General features: G+C 67.5%; 12 protein-coding genes. 6 read left to right on the top strand and 6 right to left on the bottom strand.

What is annotated here, in order from left to right; translation table 11 throughout:
• Nucleotides 1-14 precede the first annotated feature (14 nt).
• Together DZC52_RS05425 and DZC52_RS05420 are read right to left on the bottom strand one after the other, a co-directional pair.
• Nucleotides 15-866, bottom strand: a complete 852-nt coding sequence (locus tag DZC52_RS05425; RefSeq protein ID WP_116650105.1) for a DUF6279 family lipoprotein — start codon at nucleotides 864-866, stop codon at nucleotides 15-17.
• Nucleotides 867-936: 70 nt separating this feature from the next.
• Complete coding sequence (locus DZC52_RS05420; protein ID WP_116650104.1) at nucleotides 937-1,800, bottom strand: DUF3014 domain-containing protein; 864 nt, start codon at nucleotides 1,798-1,800, stop codon at nucleotides 937-939.
• Between the two features lie 184 nt (nucleotides 1,801-1,984).
• Between DZC52_RS05420 and DZC52_RS05415 the strand changes: the two genes are divergently transcribed.
• Nucleotides 1,985-3,076: a helix-turn-helix transcriptional regulator gene (locus DZC52_RS05415; RefSeq protein WP_116650103.1), complete on the top strand. Its 1,092-nt coding sequence runs from the start codon at nucleotides 1,985-1,987 to the stop codon at nucleotides 3,074-3,076.
• Between the two features lie 223 nt (nucleotides 3,077-3,299).
• On the opposite strand, the gene DZC52_RS05410 is transcribed toward DZC52_RS05415, so the two are convergent.
• The 4 genes from DZC52_RS05410 to DZC52_RS05395 all read right to left on the bottom strand — a co-directional run bounded on the left by DZC52_RS05410 (nucleotide 3,300) and on the right by DZC52_RS05395 (nucleotide 10,458).
• Complete coding sequence (locus DZC52_RS05410) at nucleotides 3,300-5,627, bottom strand: Tex family protein (protein ID WP_116650102.1); 2,328 nt, start codon at nucleotides 5,625-5,627, stop codon at nucleotides 3,300-3,302.
• An 80-nt stretch (nucleotides 5,628-5,707) separates the two neighbouring features.
• A complete protein-coding gene (locus DZC52_RS05405; RefSeq protein WP_116650101.1) occupies nucleotides 5,708-7,681 on the bottom strand; it encodes an acetyl/propionyl/methylcrotonyl-CoA carboxylase subunit alpha in 1,974 nt (657 codons plus the stop codon).
• Nucleotides 7,682-7,856: 175 nt separating this feature from the next.
• Nucleotides 7,857-8,651 carry an enoyl-CoA hydratase-related protein gene (locus DZC52_RS05400; RefSeq protein ID WP_116650100.1) on the bottom strand — a complete coding sequence of 265 codons (795 nt, stop codon included), beginning with the start codon at nucleotides 8,649-8,651 and terminating at the stop codon, nucleotides 7,857-7,859.
• A gap of 199 nt (nucleotides 8,652-8,850) precedes the next feature.
• Nucleotides 8,851-10,458 (bottom strand): carboxyl transferase domain-containing protein, encoded by a 1,608-nt coding sequence (locus DZC52_RS05395; protein WP_116650099.1) that lies wholly within the window; start codon nucleotides 10,456-10,458, stop codon nucleotides 8,851-8,853.
• A 203-nt stretch (nucleotides 10,459-10,661) separates the two neighbouring features.
• On the opposite strand from DZC52_RS05395, the gene DZC52_RS05385 reads away from it, so the two are divergent.
• The 5 genes from DZC52_RS05385 to DZC52_RS05365 are packed head-to-tail and all read left to right on the top strand — an operon-like array spanning nucleotide 10,662 to nucleotide 15,254.
• Entirely contained in the window at nucleotides 10,662-11,069 is a 408-nt protein-coding gene (locus tag DZC52_RS05385; protein ID WP_245960767.1) for a BlaI/MecI/CopY family transcriptional regulator, read from the top strand.
• Complete coding sequence (locus DZC52_RS05380; protein WP_116650096.1) at nucleotides 11,066-12,025, top strand: M56 family metallopeptidase; 960 nt, start codon at nucleotides 11,066-11,068, stop codon at nucleotides 12,023-12,025. The genes DZC52_RS05385 and DZC52_RS05380 overlap by 4 nt, the downstream gene beginning before the upstream one ends.
• A 4-nt stretch (nucleotides 12,026-12,029) precedes the next feature.
• Nucleotides 12,030-13,223: a TolC family protein gene (locus tag DZC52_RS05375; RefSeq protein ID WP_181918794.1), complete on the top strand. Its 1,194-nt coding sequence runs from the start codon at nucleotides 12,030-12,032 to the stop codon at nucleotides 13,221-13,223.
• A complete protein-coding gene (locus DZC52_RS05370; RefSeq protein WP_116650094.1) occupies nucleotides 13,220-13,654 on the top strand; it encodes a hypothetical protein in 435 nt (144 codons plus the stop codon). The genes DZC52_RS05375 and DZC52_RS05370 overlap by 4 nt, the downstream gene beginning before the upstream one ends.
• The gene (locus DZC52_RS05365) at nucleotides 13,644-15,254 is read left to right on the top strand and encodes an efflux RND transporter periplasmic adaptor subunit (protein WP_181918793.1); all 1,611 of its coding nucleotides are present in this window, start codon (nucleotides 13,644-13,646) and stop codon (nucleotides 15,252-15,254) included. The genes DZC52_RS05370 and DZC52_RS05365 overlap by 11 nt, the downstream gene beginning before the upstream one ends.
• Nucleotides 15,255-15,262 lie beyond the last annotated feature (8 nt).

Below are 15,262 nucleotides of genomic sequence, written 5' to 3'. Positions count from 1 at the left end.
GTGGACCGGGGAGACTAGCCCGAGCAACTCAACTGTTCGAGGTCTTCCGACAGGCCGGCGAGGTTCTCGCGCAGCGCTTCGACCTGTTCCTCGGGAGCGAGACGGTGGATGTCGACTGCGGCCTCGAGCGTGAGGATCCGGTTGTGTTCGCGGCGCTGGGCCAGCGCGTCGGACATGAACAGGTCCGGTTGCAGCAGTTCGGTCATTGCGCGATCGAATCGATCGCGGTCCGCGCGGATCGCCATCACCCGCCGGAACTCGGCTTGCCAGCGCAGCCGGCGCTGGAGCGTCAGCGCCGCGCTGGGCTGGAGTGCGCGCGACCATGTCATCAGTCGCTCACGCTGTTCATCGGTCAGGCGTCCGGAAAGGCGTCGCATGCCCTTCTCGAAGCCTTCGGCTCGCTCGGTGATCGATGACTCGTCGAAATACGACTCGGCCTCCTCGATCAATTCGTTGTTGCGCTCCTCGAAGCTCGCCGCCAATTCGTCGACCTGCTCGTCGCTCAGGCCGGCCAGCAGATCGACGACGGCCGGCCGGAGCTTTGCCAGCAGGCGCCGGCCGAAATCCGAGACTGTCTGTCCGTAGCCTTCAAGGGTCGGTCGGCTGAAGCGCCCGGCGACCATGTCTTCGTCGACCTGTCGCAGGAAGGCGGCATAGTCGGGCAGCTCGCTGGCGCAGTGCCAGGCCAGGCTTTCCTCGAGCAGCGCGTTCACCTCCCGTTCCTGCTCGTCGGACAGGCTGACGCGCTCGTTGATCGAACGCATGAGTAGCCAGTCGGCGTTGTTGTAGGCTGTCTTGACGCCGCAGCCGGTCGTCATCAGGACGACGGCGGCGGCGAGGACGGCAATGCGGATGATGGAACGCATTCGGTATTATTTATGCCCGAGCGCGTGAATGCACGGTCGAGACCGGCCGGCTGTGGTGGATCTGCTGCACTCAGGGTGCCGGCGGATCGGTCGCTTCCACGACCGCGTTGCGGAAATTGCGCAGCCACTCCTTTGCCATCCCGGCTTGTGCCGCGCCCATGCGCATCAGAAGTTTGCGGCCCCAGGTTTCTTTCTGCAGTGCCTCGTCGGCGAAGTGCAACCGGCTCTCGTAAGGCACGACTTCGAAGGGTAGCGCCACTTCGGGTGTGGCCAGCAAGTGGTCGATCACGTCGATCAGGCGGTCGTTGAAGTACGGCTCGTTCTCGCCGAGTTCCTCCCATGCTTGCTGGAACAGTGGGTAGTAGCGTGCGTAGAGATCGGCTGCCTGTTCGGGGGGAAGGGCGTCCAGGGCATCGACCAGTTCCGTGTAGCGTTCGGCGTTGGCGGCCGTCCAGAGCAGCGTGTCTCCGTTGCCGCGCTGCTGGGTTATCGGTTCGGAGCCGAGCGGGCGCAGCGGCCATGTCTTCAGGGCGGGTGCGGAACCGTCGAGATTGTTGACGACGGCGACCGTGCGCGAGATGACGAACTCCGGCTTGATCCACTTATCGACGAAGTCGTTTCCCAGCGAGTCGGACAAGGCGCCTGTGGCAGATTCGTCGCTGTCGGCCAGTTCCGGTAGCGGCGGCCGCGGCTCGGATTCCGGCTCGATCGGCTCTTCGGTCCGGCCCTCTGTGTCGTCAGCGACTTGATCCTCGATTGCCGGAGCGGGGTGCAGTTCGGGCTTCGGCAGGGGATAACGTGGCTGGGGATCTTCTGGCTCGGAGGGGAGGTCTGTTGCGGGATCGGGCGTGAGCTCGGCCTGCTGCCGCTGTTCGACCCACCACAGGCCGCCCACAAGGGCCAGCACGACGAGTGCGCTGATGAACCATCGCATAGCCGAACTCCATTAAGACTCTATTCCTTGTGACCGCGCAAGGCCGTGCGGGTTCTGGGCCGGCTGAACCGGCAGGAGGCCCGGACTGCCATTGCGAGCGCTCCATGAGCGGACCCGTGCGCGATTTGTTGCGTCTGCCGGGCTGTGAAACAATGCGGAGCAGGTTCCACCGGGAGCGGGTTGAATGGCAGCAACCCGGGATGAAGTTCTCCAGGTGCTCTACGGCGCCGCGATGGGAACGGCCGCCTGGCCGGATGCGCTCGATGCGCTGGCCGGGTTCGCCGACAGTCGCGTGGTGACGCTGGACACCTACGATCTGGATGCCCACGTTGGCCGGGTTCTGGCCGCCAACGTGGTGCCTGATCCGTCCATCGAGGACTACAACCGGGAGTTCGGTCGCGGCAATTTCCAGATCGAGGCCGGTGCGCGGCACTATCGTCCTGGCAAGGTTCTGAGGACGAGTGATTTCATTTCGCAAAAGGAACTGCTGCGCAGCGGGGTATACAACCACGTTTACAAGCCCATGGGGATTCGCTGGGGCACCGGCGTGGGGCTCGAGGTCAGCGATCGGCACATTGCCGAATTCACCTTCATGCGCGCACTCGACGCCAAGGATCACTCCGAGCGCGAACTCGAGCGCATTCGATCCATCGCGCCCCATCTTCTCCAGGCCTGGCAGGGCTACCAGCACCGCACCCGGCTCCAGGACTCGCTCGACGTCGTCAGCTCGCTTTGGGATCGTTTCGATCACGCCGTAGTCGTGATCGATGCGAAGCGACGCATTCGCTTCGCCAACCGGCTGGCGGAAGGCCTGCTGGCGGCCGGTGGGGCCTGGATCAGCCGGGTGGGGCGCCTGCACATGCGGCATCTGGACGACGATCAGGCCTTCGGCAAGCAGCTCCTGACCGTGCTCGAGGGCGAGCCTCGCCTGTTGCGCCTTTCGGCCGGCCCGCTCGGCAACCAGGTTGTATCGACCCTGTTTCGCCTCGACTCGAAGTTCGCCGCTCTTGTCGTGACCGATCCGGCCCGGAATCATCCCGACTTGAGACAAGGCCTGATGATGCGTTTTCATCTGACGCCGGCCGAGGCCGAGGTGGTGAATGCCATCGTGGACGGTGAGCCGCTCAGGCGGTTTTCCGAGCGCCAGGCCATCGCCTACGAGACGGCGCGCTCGCAGCTGAAAACCGCCATGGGCAAGAACGGTTGGCGCCGACAGCCGGACATGGTGGCGGATGTGCTCCGGGCGCTGTTGCCTGCAGCATTGTTCCGAGCCTGACAGCGCGCTGCGCTTTCGCCCGGCCATAACCCATTTGGGGGATGCGGCCGCGATCGTCGCTTGCTAGCCTGCCTTCGTCTCGTCATGGGGCTGTTGTTGGCAGTGACAGGGACGCACCGCTCGGCGAGGGCTCAGGGGGGGCGGGGAGATCCTCCTGCAGCCCATCGTCGTCTCCCGTCCGGCGACTCACGCCGCTTGTCCCGGATGATTTCTTGATGTGGGATCAGCGCTTTGCCCGGGCGAACGCCTCGGCCAGCGCACCGCCCTGCTTCCTGTCGGCTTTCTTGCCTTTCCCGCCGTTTCGGCTGGCCTTCGGCTTTTTCGCCCCGCCTTTCTCCTTCTTCGCCGGCGCATCGGCCTCGTCGGGCAGGGGATCGTCCAGGCGCAGGCTCAGAGCGATTCGCTTGCGGTCTAGATCGACGTCCATGACCTTGACCTTCACCACGTCGCCGGCCTTGACCACGGTGCGTGGATCCTTGATGAACTTGTCGCTCATCGCGCTGATGTGAACCAGCCCGTCCTGGTGCACGCCCAGGTCGACGAAAGCGCCGAAGGCGGCCACGTTGCTGACCGTGCCTTCGAGAATCATTCCGGGGCGCAGGTCCTTGATGGTTTCCACGCCCTCGGCGAATTTCGCAGTCCTGAACTCCGGGCGCGGATCGCGGCCCGGCTTTTCCAGTTCCTTGAGGATGTCCCTGACCGTGGGCAGGCCGAAGCGCTCGTCGGTGAATTCCCGGGCGTCGAGTGCGCGCAGGGCCTTCGTGTCGCCGACGACTTCGGTTACCGGCCTGGAGAGTTTCTCCAGGATTCGCTTGACCACCGGGTAGGCCTCGGGGTGGACGGCCGAGGCGTCGAGTGGATCCTCGCCGTCGGCGATGCGCAGGAATCCGGCGGCCTGCTCGAAGCCCTTCGCACCCAGACGCGGCACCTTGAGTAGATCCTTGCGTCGACGGAAGGGGCCGTTTTCATCGCGGTGGGTGACGATGTTTTCGGCGACCGTTGAATTGAGCCCGGCGACCCGCGCGAGCAGCGCGCTGGAGGCGGTGTTGACGTGCACGCCGACGGCGTTGACGCAGTCCTCGACACGCGCGTCGAGGGCCCGGGCGAGCTTGTACTGGTCGACGTCATGCTGGTACTGCCCCACGCCAATCGCCTTGGGTTCGATCTTGACCAGTTCGGCCAGCGGGTCCTGCAGGCGCCGCGCGATCGAGACCGCGCCGCGCAGGCTGACATCGAGGTTCGGAAACTCCTTCGCCGCCAGCTCCGAGGCCGAGTACACCGAGGCGCCGGCCTCCGAGACCACCAGCTTCTGGATGCCGCGCAGGCCGAGCTGCTTGAGCGCGTGGGTCACGAACTGGTCGATCTCGCGCGAGGCGGTGCCGTTGCCGATCGCGATCAGCTCGACCTCGTGCTTGCGGCACAGCGCGCCCAGGGTATCGAGGGCGTCCTCGAGTCGTTTCTGCGGCGGCAGCGGATAGATCGTGGCGGTGTCGAGCAGCTTGCCGGTGGGGTCGATGACGACTGCCTTGGTGCCGGTGCGCAGGCCCGGATCCAGGCCCATGACGGTGCGTGCGCCGGCCGGGGCGGCCAGCAGCAGGTCGCCGAGGTTGCTGCCGAAGATGCGGATGGCCTCGGCCTCCGCGCGTTCGCGGGCGGAAACCATCAGCTCGACCTGCAGGTTCATCTGCACGCGGGCCTTCCAGGCCAGGCGCGCACCGGTCGTCAGCCAGCCGTCGGCCGGCCTGCCCCGATCCTCGATTCCCAGGTGGCCCGCGACACGGGCGATGGCATGGTCGTGGCCCACTTCGGGATCGTCGCCCGGTTCCAGCTCCATGTTGAGGATGCCTTCGTTGCGCCCCCGGAGCATGGCCAGGATCCGGTGCGACGGCGCCTTGTTCAGCGGCTCGGCGTACTCGAAGTAGTCCCGGTACTTGGCGCCCTCGTTCTCCTTGCCTTCGATCACGCGCGAGACCAGTCGGGCGCAGCCGGCGTACCACTCGCGCAGCTCGCCGAGCAGGTCGGCGTGTTCGCCGGCACGCTCGATCAGGATCTGGCGGGCGCCGTCGAGGGCCGCGTCGGCGTCGTCGATCTTGTGTTCGGGGTTCAGGTAACCGGCGGCAGTCGACTTCGGATCCTGCGCCGGATCGCTCAGCAGCTCGTCGAGCAGCGGCTCCAGGCCGGCCTCGCGAGCGATCTGGGCGCGGGTGCGTCGCTTGGGCTTGTAGGGCAGGTAGAGGTCTTCCAGGCGGGCCTTGGTGTCGGCGTTCTCGATGGCGGCCTTCAGGTCGTCGCTGAGCTTGCCCTGTTCGTCGATCGTGGCCAGCACCGTGGCGCGCCGATCCTCGAGTTCGCGCAGATAGGCCAGGCGGGTTTCGAGGTTCCTGAGCTGGGTGTCGTCGAGCCCGCCGGTGACTTCCTTCCGATAGCGCGCCACGAAGGGAACGGTCGCGCCCTCGTCGAGCAGGGCGACGGCGGCGGAGACCTGGTTGGCACGGGCGCCGATTTCCTCGGCGATGCGGTGCGCGATGCGCGAATTGGTGGCGTCGGTCATGGGCAATCGTTCAAGGATGCTGCGAAGTGAAGCGAGCGATTATCCGCGAACCGCCGGACTCCGACCATCTTGACATTGCCCTAATCTGTGGCCGGCTCCATCGCGAGCAGGAGCGTGTCGGCTTCCACCACATCCTCGGCGCTTACGGCAATCTCCGACACCTCGCCGTCCATGGGCGCCTTGATGGCCAGCTCCATCTTCATCGCCTCCATGATCAGCAGCGTCTCGCCCTCGGAGACCGACTGACCGGCTTCGGCGCGGATTTCGAGGATCTTGCCCGGCATCGGGGCCAGTAGTCGGCCATCCCCGGCCCCGCCCTCGACGGCGGCCTCGAACCGGGCATGACGGCTCACCGGCCAGCGCCGGTTGTCGAGGCAGACTTCCAGCGCGTGCTCGCCCGCCAGGTGGACCTGGAGCCGGCGACCCTGGCCGTCGAGCGTCAGGCTGAACTCGCTTTCGGCCAGTTGTTTCATCCGAACGGGGTGGGCGTCGTCTTCCATCCGGAGCGTGTAGTCGCCGCCGAAGCCGGTCGCTTCGACGGTGACGCGCCGGCCGGCCGATTCGATATCGAGCGTGCGCGTGGCCGGTTCGCCCAGGCGCCAGCTGTCGCAGCTGTCCCAGGGTGTGCGGCCCGTGGCCTCGGTCTCCTGGGCCAGCAACCAGCGACCGGCGGCCGCCGCGAGCACTTCGACCGGTACTTCGCCGGCATCCAGGATCGACGGCAGGTCGCGGTCGAGCAGCCCCGTGTCGATGGCCGCATCCGAGAAGACCTCCGAGCCGGCCAGGGCCTGCAGGAATCCCAGGTTGGTGGTCGGGCCGGCCACGAAGCTGGCCGCCAGCGCCTGGTTGAGGCGCGCCAGGCAGGCTTCTCGCGTGCTGTCGTGGACGACGAGCTTGGCGATCATCGGGTCGTAGTGCATGCTCACTTCGTCGCCGGCGTCCACGCCCGAATCGATTCGGACCCAGCCCGACTCGGGCAGCACCAGCGCGTCGATGCGACCGGTCGAGGGCACGAAGCCCTGGTCGGGGTCTTCGGCGTAGATGCGCGCCTCCATGGCGTGACCGTCCAGGCGGATCTCGTCCTGGGAAAGCGGCAGCTTTTCGCCGGAGGCGACGCGCAGTTGCCATTCGACCAGGTCGAGCCCGGTGATCGATTCGGTGACCGGGTGCTCGACCTGCAGGCGGGTGTTCATCTCCAGGAAGAAGAATTCATCGCCGTCGACCAGGAACTCCACGGTGCCGGCGCCGACGTAGTCGACCGCCTCGGCCGCGCGCACGGCGGCCGCGAGCAGGCGCTGGCGCACGTCCTCGTCGAGATGGGCCGCCGGCGCTTCCTCGATGATCTTCTGGTGGCGCCGCTGACTGGAGCAGTCGCGTTCGAACAGGTGCACGGTGTTGCCGTGGGTGTCGGCGAAGACCTGCGCCTCGATATGCCTTGGCGTGGGCAGGTAGCGCTCGAGGATCATGCGGTCGTCGCCGAAGGCGCCGGAGGCTTCGCGTCGGGCGGCCTTGAGCGCCTCGGCGAAATCATCCTTCGAGTGAACCACGCGCATGCCCTTGCCGCCGCCGCCGGCCGCGGCCTTGAGCATCAGCGGGAAGCCGACGCGCTCGGCTTCGGACATGAGCGTGTCGTCGGCCTGGTCGTCGCCGTGGTAGCCGGGAATCAGCGGCACGTCGGCGGCTTCCATTTTCGCCTTGGCCGCCGCCTTGGAGCCCATCAGGTCCATGGTCTCGGGCGAGGGGCCGATCAGGGTCAGGCCGGCGTCGCGCAAGGCGCGCGCGAAATCGGCGTTCTCGGCCAGGAATCCGTAGCCGGGATGGATGGCCTGCGCATCCGTTTGCTTCGCCGCAGCGATGATGCGTTCGATGTCCAGGTAGGACTCGCGCGCCGGCGCGGCGCCGATATGCACGGCCCGGTCCGCCAGGCGGACGTGCCGCGCATTGGCGTCGGCGTCGGAATAGACGGCCACCGTCTCCACGCCCAGGTGGCGGCAGGTGGCGATGATGCGGCAGGCGATCTCGCCTCTATTGGCAATCAGGACAGTCTTGAACATGGCTCTCTAAAAGAAAAAATTGTCCACAGATGAACACAGATGAACACAGATAAAAAATTGTTTTCGTGCTTACCTTGACCCGCCAGGGCAATAGCGACCGATGTCAGTCTTCTGGGCGCGCCTCTTGTTTTCAATCTGTGTTTATCTGTGTTCATCTGTGGACAAATAAGGTTTCTCAGGAATCGCCCGCAACCCAGGAGGGCTTGCGCTTTTCGAGAAACGCGTTCAGGCCTTCCTGGCCTTCGCGGGAGACCCGCAGGGCGGCGATCAGCTCGGAGGTGCGGCGGTCGGTTTCGGCCTCGTCGTGCCGGCCGCTGGCGATGGTGTGGATGAGTTCCTTGCAGTGGGCCTGGGCATGCGGGCCGCCGGCCAGCAGGAGCTTGATCAGGTCGTCGACGTGGCCGTCGAGCTGGCCGGTCGGCACGGTGTCGCTGACCAGGCCGATGCGCACGGCGCGTTCGGCGTCGATGCGCTCGCCGGTGAGCATGTAGTGCCGCGCGTTGTTGACGCCGATGCGCGGGATCACGAAGGGCGCGATGGTCGCCGGCGCCAGCCCCAGGCGCACTTCGGTCAGGCCGAACTTCGCCGTCTCCAGCGCTACGGCCAGGTCGCAGCAGGCGATCAGGCCCACGCCGCCGCCGAAGGCATGGCCGTTGACCCGCGCGACGGTGGGGCAGGGCAGCTGGTCGAGCTTGCGCAGCATGGCCGCCAGGCGTTTGGCGTCGTCGCGGTTCTCTGCTTCCGAGCCTTCGGCCATCGAGCGCATCCAGTTGAGATCCGCGCCGGCGGAGAAACTGTGGCCCTCGCCGGTGAGGATCATCGCCCGCGCGCCTTCGGCGGCGACCTTATCGAAGGTCGCCGACAGCTCGGCCACCAGTTCGGCGTTGAAGGCGTTGTGCACTTCGGGCCGGTTCAGCGTCACCGTGGCAACGCCGCGGTTATCGATGTCGAGTTTGAGTAGGTCAGTCATGGCTTCTCAAAGTCAAAGTCAAAATCTGGAATGTCCACAGATGAACACAGATGAACACGGATAAAGAACGAAAAGAATGTGCTCGTCGGCACCGATCGAACAAGACGTTGATCGCTTCCGCTTTCCCATTTTTTCCGTTCGTCTGTTTTTTTATCTGTGTTTATCTGTGTTCATCTGTGGACAAAAAGGTTTTATTTTTTTACATGCGAAATACGCCAAAGCGCTCCCGCTCGATCGGTGCGTTGGCCGAGGCCGCGATGGCCAGGCCCAGGACGCGGCGCGTGTCGGTCGGGTCGATGATGCCGTCGTCCCACAGCCGCGCCGACGCGTAATAGGGATGGCCCTGATGCTCGTACTGGTCGCGGATCGGCGCCTTGAACTTTTCTTCCTCGGCTTCCGGCCATTCCTCGCCGCGGCCCTCGATCGCGTCGCGCTTGACGGTGGCCAGCACGCTGGCGGCCTGTTCGCCGCCCATCACCGAGATTCGCGCGTTGGGCCACATCCACAAAAAACGCGGCTGGTAGGCGCGGCCGCACATGGCGTAGTTGCCCGCACCGAAGGAGCCGCCGATGACCACGGTGAACTTCGGCACGTGCGAACAGGCCACGGCGGTGACCATCTTGGCGCCGTCGCGGGCGATGCCTGACTGCTCGTACTTCTTGCCGACCATGAAGCCGGTGATGTTCTGCAGGAACACCAGCGGAATGTTGCGCTGGTTGCACAGCTGGATGAAGTGCGCCCCTTTCTGGGCGGACTCCGAAAACAGGATGCCGTTGTTGGCGACGATGCCCACGGTGTAGCCGTGAATCCGCGCGAAGCCGCACACCAGCGTGGTGCCGAAGCGCGCCTTGAACTCCTCGAATTCCGAGCCGTCGACGATGCGCGCGATGATCTCGCGCACCTCGAAGGGGTAGCGCGTGTCGTCGGGCAGGATGCCGTAGATGTCCTCGGCCGGGTAGGCGGGCTCGGCGGGCGTCTCGTTCGGCGTGAAGGCCGGGGCAGGGCGGTTGAGATTGCCGACCAGGTCGCGCGCGATTGCCAGGGCGTGCGTATCGTTCTCGGCGAAATGGTCGGCCACGCCCGACAGGCGGGTGTGCACGTCTGCGCCGCCGAGGGTTTCGGCGTCGACTTCCTCGCCGGTGGCGGCCTTCACCAGCGGCGGGCCGCCGAGGAAGATCGTGCCCTGTTCACGCACGATGATCGCCTCGTCGCACATCGCCGGTACGTAGGCGCCGCCGGCGGTGCAGGAACCCATGACCACGGCGATCTGCGGGATGTTCTTGGCCGACAGCCGGGCCTGGTTGTAGAAGATGCGCCCGAAATGGTCGCGGTCGGGGAAGACTTCGTCCTGCAGGGGCAGGAAGGCGCCGCCGGAATCGACCAGGTAGATGCAGGGCAGGTTGTTCTCCAGCGCGATTTCCTGGGCGCGCAGGTGTTTCTTGACCGTGATCGGGTAGTAGGTGCCGCCCTTCACCGTGGCGTCGTTGGCCACGACCATGCACTCGACGCCGTTGACCCGCCCGATGCCGGCGATCGCTCCGGCACCCGGCGCGGCGTCGTCGTACATGCCGTTGGCCGCCAGCGGCGCGACTTCGAGAAAGGGGCTGCCCGGATCAAGCAGGGTGCGCACGCGCTCGCGGGGCAGCAGCTTGCCGCGGCCGGTGTGCTTCTCGCGCGCCTTCTCGGAGCCGCCGAGGGCGGTCTTCTCGAGCTTCTCGCGCAGGTCGGCGGCCAGTTGCCGGTGATGTTCGTCGCGGGCGACGAAATCGGCGTCCTTGCGATTGACGTGGCTGTCCAGGCGGGGCATGCACGCTCCAGTCGGTCAAAGCGCTTCATTGTAGCCTGTTGGTTCGTTGGTTCGTTGGTTCGTTGGTTCGTTTGTTCGTTGGCTGGTTGGCTGGTTGGCTGGTTGGCTGGTTGGCTGGTTGGCGTGACCGCGCAAAAACCGATTGACGGTCGGTTTTTGCCTGCGTAGACTCCATGGCTCCTTTCAAGAGCAGGCCTCGATCCGTGACCAAGGACAGCGTCCCCCGGACTTCCATGCCCGTGCTCGGCGACCTCGAGGTCGCGGTCATGGAGCGTCTGTGGTCCGAGCCCGAGTGGACGGCCAAGGGACTGCACGAGCTGATGGGGGCGCAGCGCGGCATCTCGCTCAATACCGTGCAGTCGACCCTCGAGCGCCTGCACCGAAAGCAGCTTGTCGAGCGCTTCAAGCGCGGCCATGCGTTTCGCTACTCGCCGAAGGTCCGGCGCGAGGAGCTGGTGGCCGCCTACATGCAGGACATGCTGGGTCGCTTCGGCGGTGACCCGGCCGCTTCGATCGCCGCCTTCGTCGAGTCGGCCGACGGCATGGACGAGGCCACGCTCGAACGACTCGAGGCCGCGCTGGAGCGGCGGCGCCGCGAGGAAGACCGGTGATCGGGCTGCTCGCCATGTTCGTGGCGCTGTGCGCGCTTGCCTGGGCCCTGGCCGCGGGTGCGGCGCAGTGGCTGAGTCGCTATTCGTTCGAAGCGTTACCACCGAAGCGCCGGCTGCATCGGTTCACCCTCCTCGCGCTGCTGCCCTGGTTGCTGCCGGCGAGTTGGGCGGCTGCCCTCGCTGGCGTGGCGCTGAGCAAACGCGTCGGCTGGATCGACGATCACTGCCGCATCCATGGCGACGGGCATCCGCATCTGTGCTTCGAGCATTTCCCGGCGATCCAGATCGAACCGCTGGCCGGCGCCGCGCTGCTGATGGTGCTCGCGGCCGTGACTACGGTCGTTGTCCGGCATGCATGGGCCGCGCTGGCACGCCGCGGGCGGCTCGCGGCGCTGCTGCGCCTGGTGCCGTCCAACGGCCTGGTCCGCAAGATCGACGATGAGCGTCCGCTGGCGATGGTGGCCCGGCCGCTCCGCCCCGTGGTGCTGGTTTCGCGCGGGCTGTTCGATTGCCTCGACGCCCGTGAGCGGCGCATCGTGATCGCCCACGAAGCCGCGCACCTGCGCGGACGGGACCTGATCAAGTCCTCGTTGTTCGAGTGCCTGCTGACCTTTCATTTGCCGGCCAGCGCGGCGCGTCTGCGCGCCCATTGGCGCCAGGCAATCGAGGAGCGCGCCGACGATCGCGTCGCGCGGCGCTTCGGCGGCGCGGACACGGCGCAGGCGCTGCTCAAGGTGGTCCGGCGGCAACAGTTTCCGGCCACGGTCGGCCTGGCGGCCGGCGGTGCCGATATCGCGCGCCGCGTCGAGCGGCTGCTGGCCGCTGGCGAACCGAGCGCCGTCTCGCGCGACTGGAGCACGGTCGCGCTGGGACTCGCTGTCCTGGTCCCGGCCGCCTGGCTGGCCGGTGCGCACCACGCCATCGAAACCGTTCTCGGCGTCATCCTGGGTAGCTGAAATGATGAGATCGATTGTCCTGGCGGGCCTGCTGGCCTGCTACTTCACGGTGCAAGCGCAGTCGCCGCTGACCGAGGCCGATGCGGTCCGCATCGGCCTCGACCGGTCGGACTTCACTACCTGGCTCGAAGCCGGACGGGCGCAGGCCGAGGGCCGCGTGCGCTCGGCCGGACGCTGGGACAACCCCGAAGTCGAGTACAGCTACGAAGAAGCCGATGTGGCCGGCGGCTCGGTGGAAGACCATTTCTACTGGCTCCGGCAGCGGGTCAATCTCGCCGGCGTGCACGGCCTGGAGAAGCGTTCGGCGACGTATGAAAGGACGGCCAGTGGCGCGCGATTCGAGCTCGATCGCGACGAGCAGGCGGCGCTGATTCGCCGACACTTCTACGCGGCCCTGGCCGCCTCCCGCCAGGCCCGGGCCGTCGGCCGCTGGCACGATCGCCTGGCGCAGCTGGTAGCCGACGTCGAGCAGCGGGCGCAGGCCGGCGACGCCTCACGCTTCGACGCGCTGCGGCTTCGCCACGAGCTGGCCGCGCTCGACGGTGAACGGCTGGAGACGCGGGCCCGGGCGGCCTCGGCGCGCGATCGCCTGTTTGCCCTGATCGAGCACGAGCCGGTCGATCTGCAAGGCGAGCTGCTGCCGCCGCGAGCGGAGGCTGCCGAGCCGCAAGATCGGCTGGCCGACCATCCGCAAGTGCGTGCCCTGGACGCGGAGATTCGCGCCGCCGAATTGTCCGCCCGGGCGGCTGAGCGCGGACGCTGGCCGGAAGTCACGCTGGGCGTGGGCCGGCGCGAACTCGACGAGCCCGGTCTGTCGGCCAGCGGCAACCTGTTCATGGTGGGCCTGGAAGTCCCGCTGTTCGACCGCGGCGTCGGCCAGTCGCAGGTCGAAAGCGCCCGGGCGCGTCGCCTGGCCGCCGAGCGCTCGTTGCTGGTCTCGAGACTCGGCGCCGAGATGGGCGCGCTCGCCCGTGAACTCGAGGCCCGTCGAGGCGCCGCGCAGGCGCTGAGCGATATCCAGGCGTCCGAATCCCTGGCCGGGATCGCCGAGAGCGCCTACCGCGCCGGCGAGATCGGCGTGCTCGAACTGATCGACGCCCACCGGACCGAGCTGGCCGCCAGCCGCGAGCGGATTCGCCGCGCGCTGGCGGCAAGACAATCCCATATCGAACTGCAACTGATGAGAGGTGAACCATGAACAAGTCCCTGCTGACCATTCTCGCGGGCCTGCTGGCCCTGGCCCTGACCGCCTGCGGCGCCGACAACGGCGATCACGGCCATGCCCACGACGACGGCGGCGAGCATGCGCACGACGAAGGCGCCGCGCACGAGGGCGATCACGCCCACGACGGCGAAACCGGCGACGACCACGGTCATGCCCACGACGACGGCGCCGCCACGGAAACCGAAGCCTATTACGGTGATGAGGCGGCCGACGCCGAGGGCGACGACATGCAGTCCGGCGAGATGATGGACGACGCGCACCACGACCAGGCCCACGCCGAGGGCGAGGCGCACGCTCACGACGGCGAAGCGCACCACGAAGACCATGCCGAACACGAAGACGGCGACCACGCGCACGAGGACGACGAGCACAGTCACGACGGCGGGGAGCCGCATGACCACTGATCGCTCCCGGGCCGGCCGGACCGGCACCACGCTTTTGGTGCTGGTCCTTCTGGTCCTCCTGGTCCTGTCGGGCTGTGGCGTAGAGGAGGCCGGTCACGGTCACGAGCACGGCGACGAAGCCGGTCATGCCCACGGCGATGCCGCCGGCGGGGCGCACGCGGAAGAATCTTCCGGCGAGCCGGTCGTCGTCACCGACTACACCGCGCAGACCGAGCTGTTCGTGGAATTCCCGCCGCTGGTCGCCGGTGAATCGTCGACGTTCCTGGCGCACGTCACGCGCCTGAGCGATTTCCAGCCCATGCGCTCCGGGCGCATGGACGTGGTGCTGGCGCAGGGCGACCGGACGGTGGCGCGCTTCCGCGTCAACGAACCGGCCCGCGACGGACTGTTTACCCCGGCGGTCACCCCGCGCGAGGCGGGCGAGTTCCGCCTGCTGCTGCGCGTCGCCGGCGAGGGCCTGGAAGTCGAGCACGACCTGGGCGCGTTCCGGGTCTACGAATCGCGGCAGGCCGCCCGGGTCACGGCGCCGGCGGCCGAGGGCGACATCAGCTATCTCAAGGAACAGCAGTGGAACGACGTGTTCGCCGCCGAACCGGTCTTCGAACGCCCGCTGCGACCGTCGGTGCTGGGGTTCGCCACCGTGGCGGCGCCGGCCGACGCTGGCGCAGAGCTGCGGGCGCCGGCCGACGGCTACATGACGCATCGCGAGCTGGCGCGCGCCGGTGATCGGGTCGAAGCGGGCGAGGTGCTGGGTTTTGTGGTGCCGCGCCTGGGCGCGGAGACCGACTTCGGAAGCCTGCGCGTCGAGCTCGAGCAGGCCCGCTCGACCCTGGCACTGGCCCGGCGCGACGTCGAACGCCTCGCGCCCCTGTTCGAGCAGGGCGCGGTGCCCGAGCGGCGCTTGATCGAGGCGCGCGAGCGCGTCGAGGTCGCGCAGGCCGAATTCGAGGCCGCCCGCGCGCGGCTGCAGCAGTACGAGCAGGGCGACGGCGAGGCCGGTATTGCCCTGCGCTCCCCGGCGGCCGGCGAGGTCGTCGAGGTCTCCACGCGTCCGGGTGCCTTCGTGCGTTCGGGCGATCGCGTGTTCCGCATCGCCTCGCCGGACCATCGCTGGCTGGAAATCCGCCTGCCCGAACGTTTCGCCGGCGATATCGGCCAGTCATCGGGCGCCTGGCTCGAGGGCGAGGACGGCGGCGCCGTCGTCCTCGACGAGGCCAGCGGCGCGCGGGTGGTGCAGACCGAGGCCGCGGTCGACCCGACGACCCGCACCGTCGGCGTGACGCTCGACTATCCGATTGACCAGGGGCCGAAGCTGATCGGCGCGCGATTGCCCGCTCACGTGTTCGTGGCGGCGGCCGAACCCCGCCTGGCCGTTCCGCGCTCGGCCGTCATCGAGGACGGCGGACGCGACGTCGTCTACGTGCAGACCGGCGGCGAGACCTTCGACCGCCGGCCCGTGCGGCTCGGTATCGTCGACGGTGACTACGTCGAGGTCCTAGCAGGGCTGAGCGCCGGCGAACGCGTGGTCTCCCGCGGCGCCTATTCCGTTCGCCTGGCGGCGGCCGGCGGCAACGACATCGGCCACGGCCACGCGCACTGACATCTGAA

Origin of the sequence: Wenzhouxiangella sediminis, from assembly GCF_003410055.1 — a bacterium.
GTDB lineage: Bacteria > Pseudomonadota > Gammaproteobacteria > Xanthomonadales > Wenzhouxiangellaceae > Wenzhouxiangella > Wenzhouxiangella sediminis.
The sequence above is the reverse complement of the archived record's forward strand: the minus strand, read 5'-3'. Positions and strand labels throughout refer to the sequence as shown.

Coding starts and splice junctions, on each gene's coding strand:
- DZC52_RS05375 (WP_181918794.1), top strand. CDS start 12,030: ATGAGATCGATTGTCCTGGCGGGCCTGCTGGCCTGCTACTTCACGGTG.
- DZC52_RS05400 (WP_116650100.1), bottom strand. CDS start 8,651: ATGACTGACCTACTCAAACTCGACATCGATAACCGCGGCGTTGCCACG.
- DZC52_RS05425 (WP_116650105.1), bottom strand. CDS start 866: ATGCGTTCCATCATCCGCATTGCCGTCCTCGCCGCCGCCGTCGTCCTG.
- DZC52_RS05395 (WP_116650099.1), bottom strand. CDS start 10,458: ATGCCCCGCCTGGACAGCCACGTCAATCGCAAGGACGCCGATTTCGTC.
- DZC52_RS05415 (WP_116650103.1), top strand. CDS start 1,985: ATGGCAGCAACCCGGGATGAAGTTCTCCAGGTGCTCTACGGCGCCGCG.
- DZC52_RS05410 (WP_116650102.1), bottom strand. CDS start 5,627: ATGACCGACGCCACCAATTCGCGCATCGCGCACCGCATCGCCGAGGAA.
- DZC52_RS05405 (WP_116650101.1), bottom strand. CDS start 7,681: ATGTTCAAGACTGTCCTGATTGCCAATAGAGGCGAGATCGCCTGCCGC.
- DZC52_RS05370 (WP_116650094.1), top strand. CDS start 13,220: ATGAACAAGTCCCTGCTGACCATTCTCGCGGGCCTGCTGGCCCTGGCC.
- DZC52_RS05420 (WP_116650104.1), bottom strand. CDS start 1,800: ATGCGATGGTTCATCAGCGCACTCGTCGTGCTGGCCCTTGTGGGCGGC.
- DZC52_RS05365 (WP_181918793.1), top strand. CDS start 13,644: ATGACCACTGATCGCTCCCGGGCCGGCCGGACCGGCACCACGCTTTTG.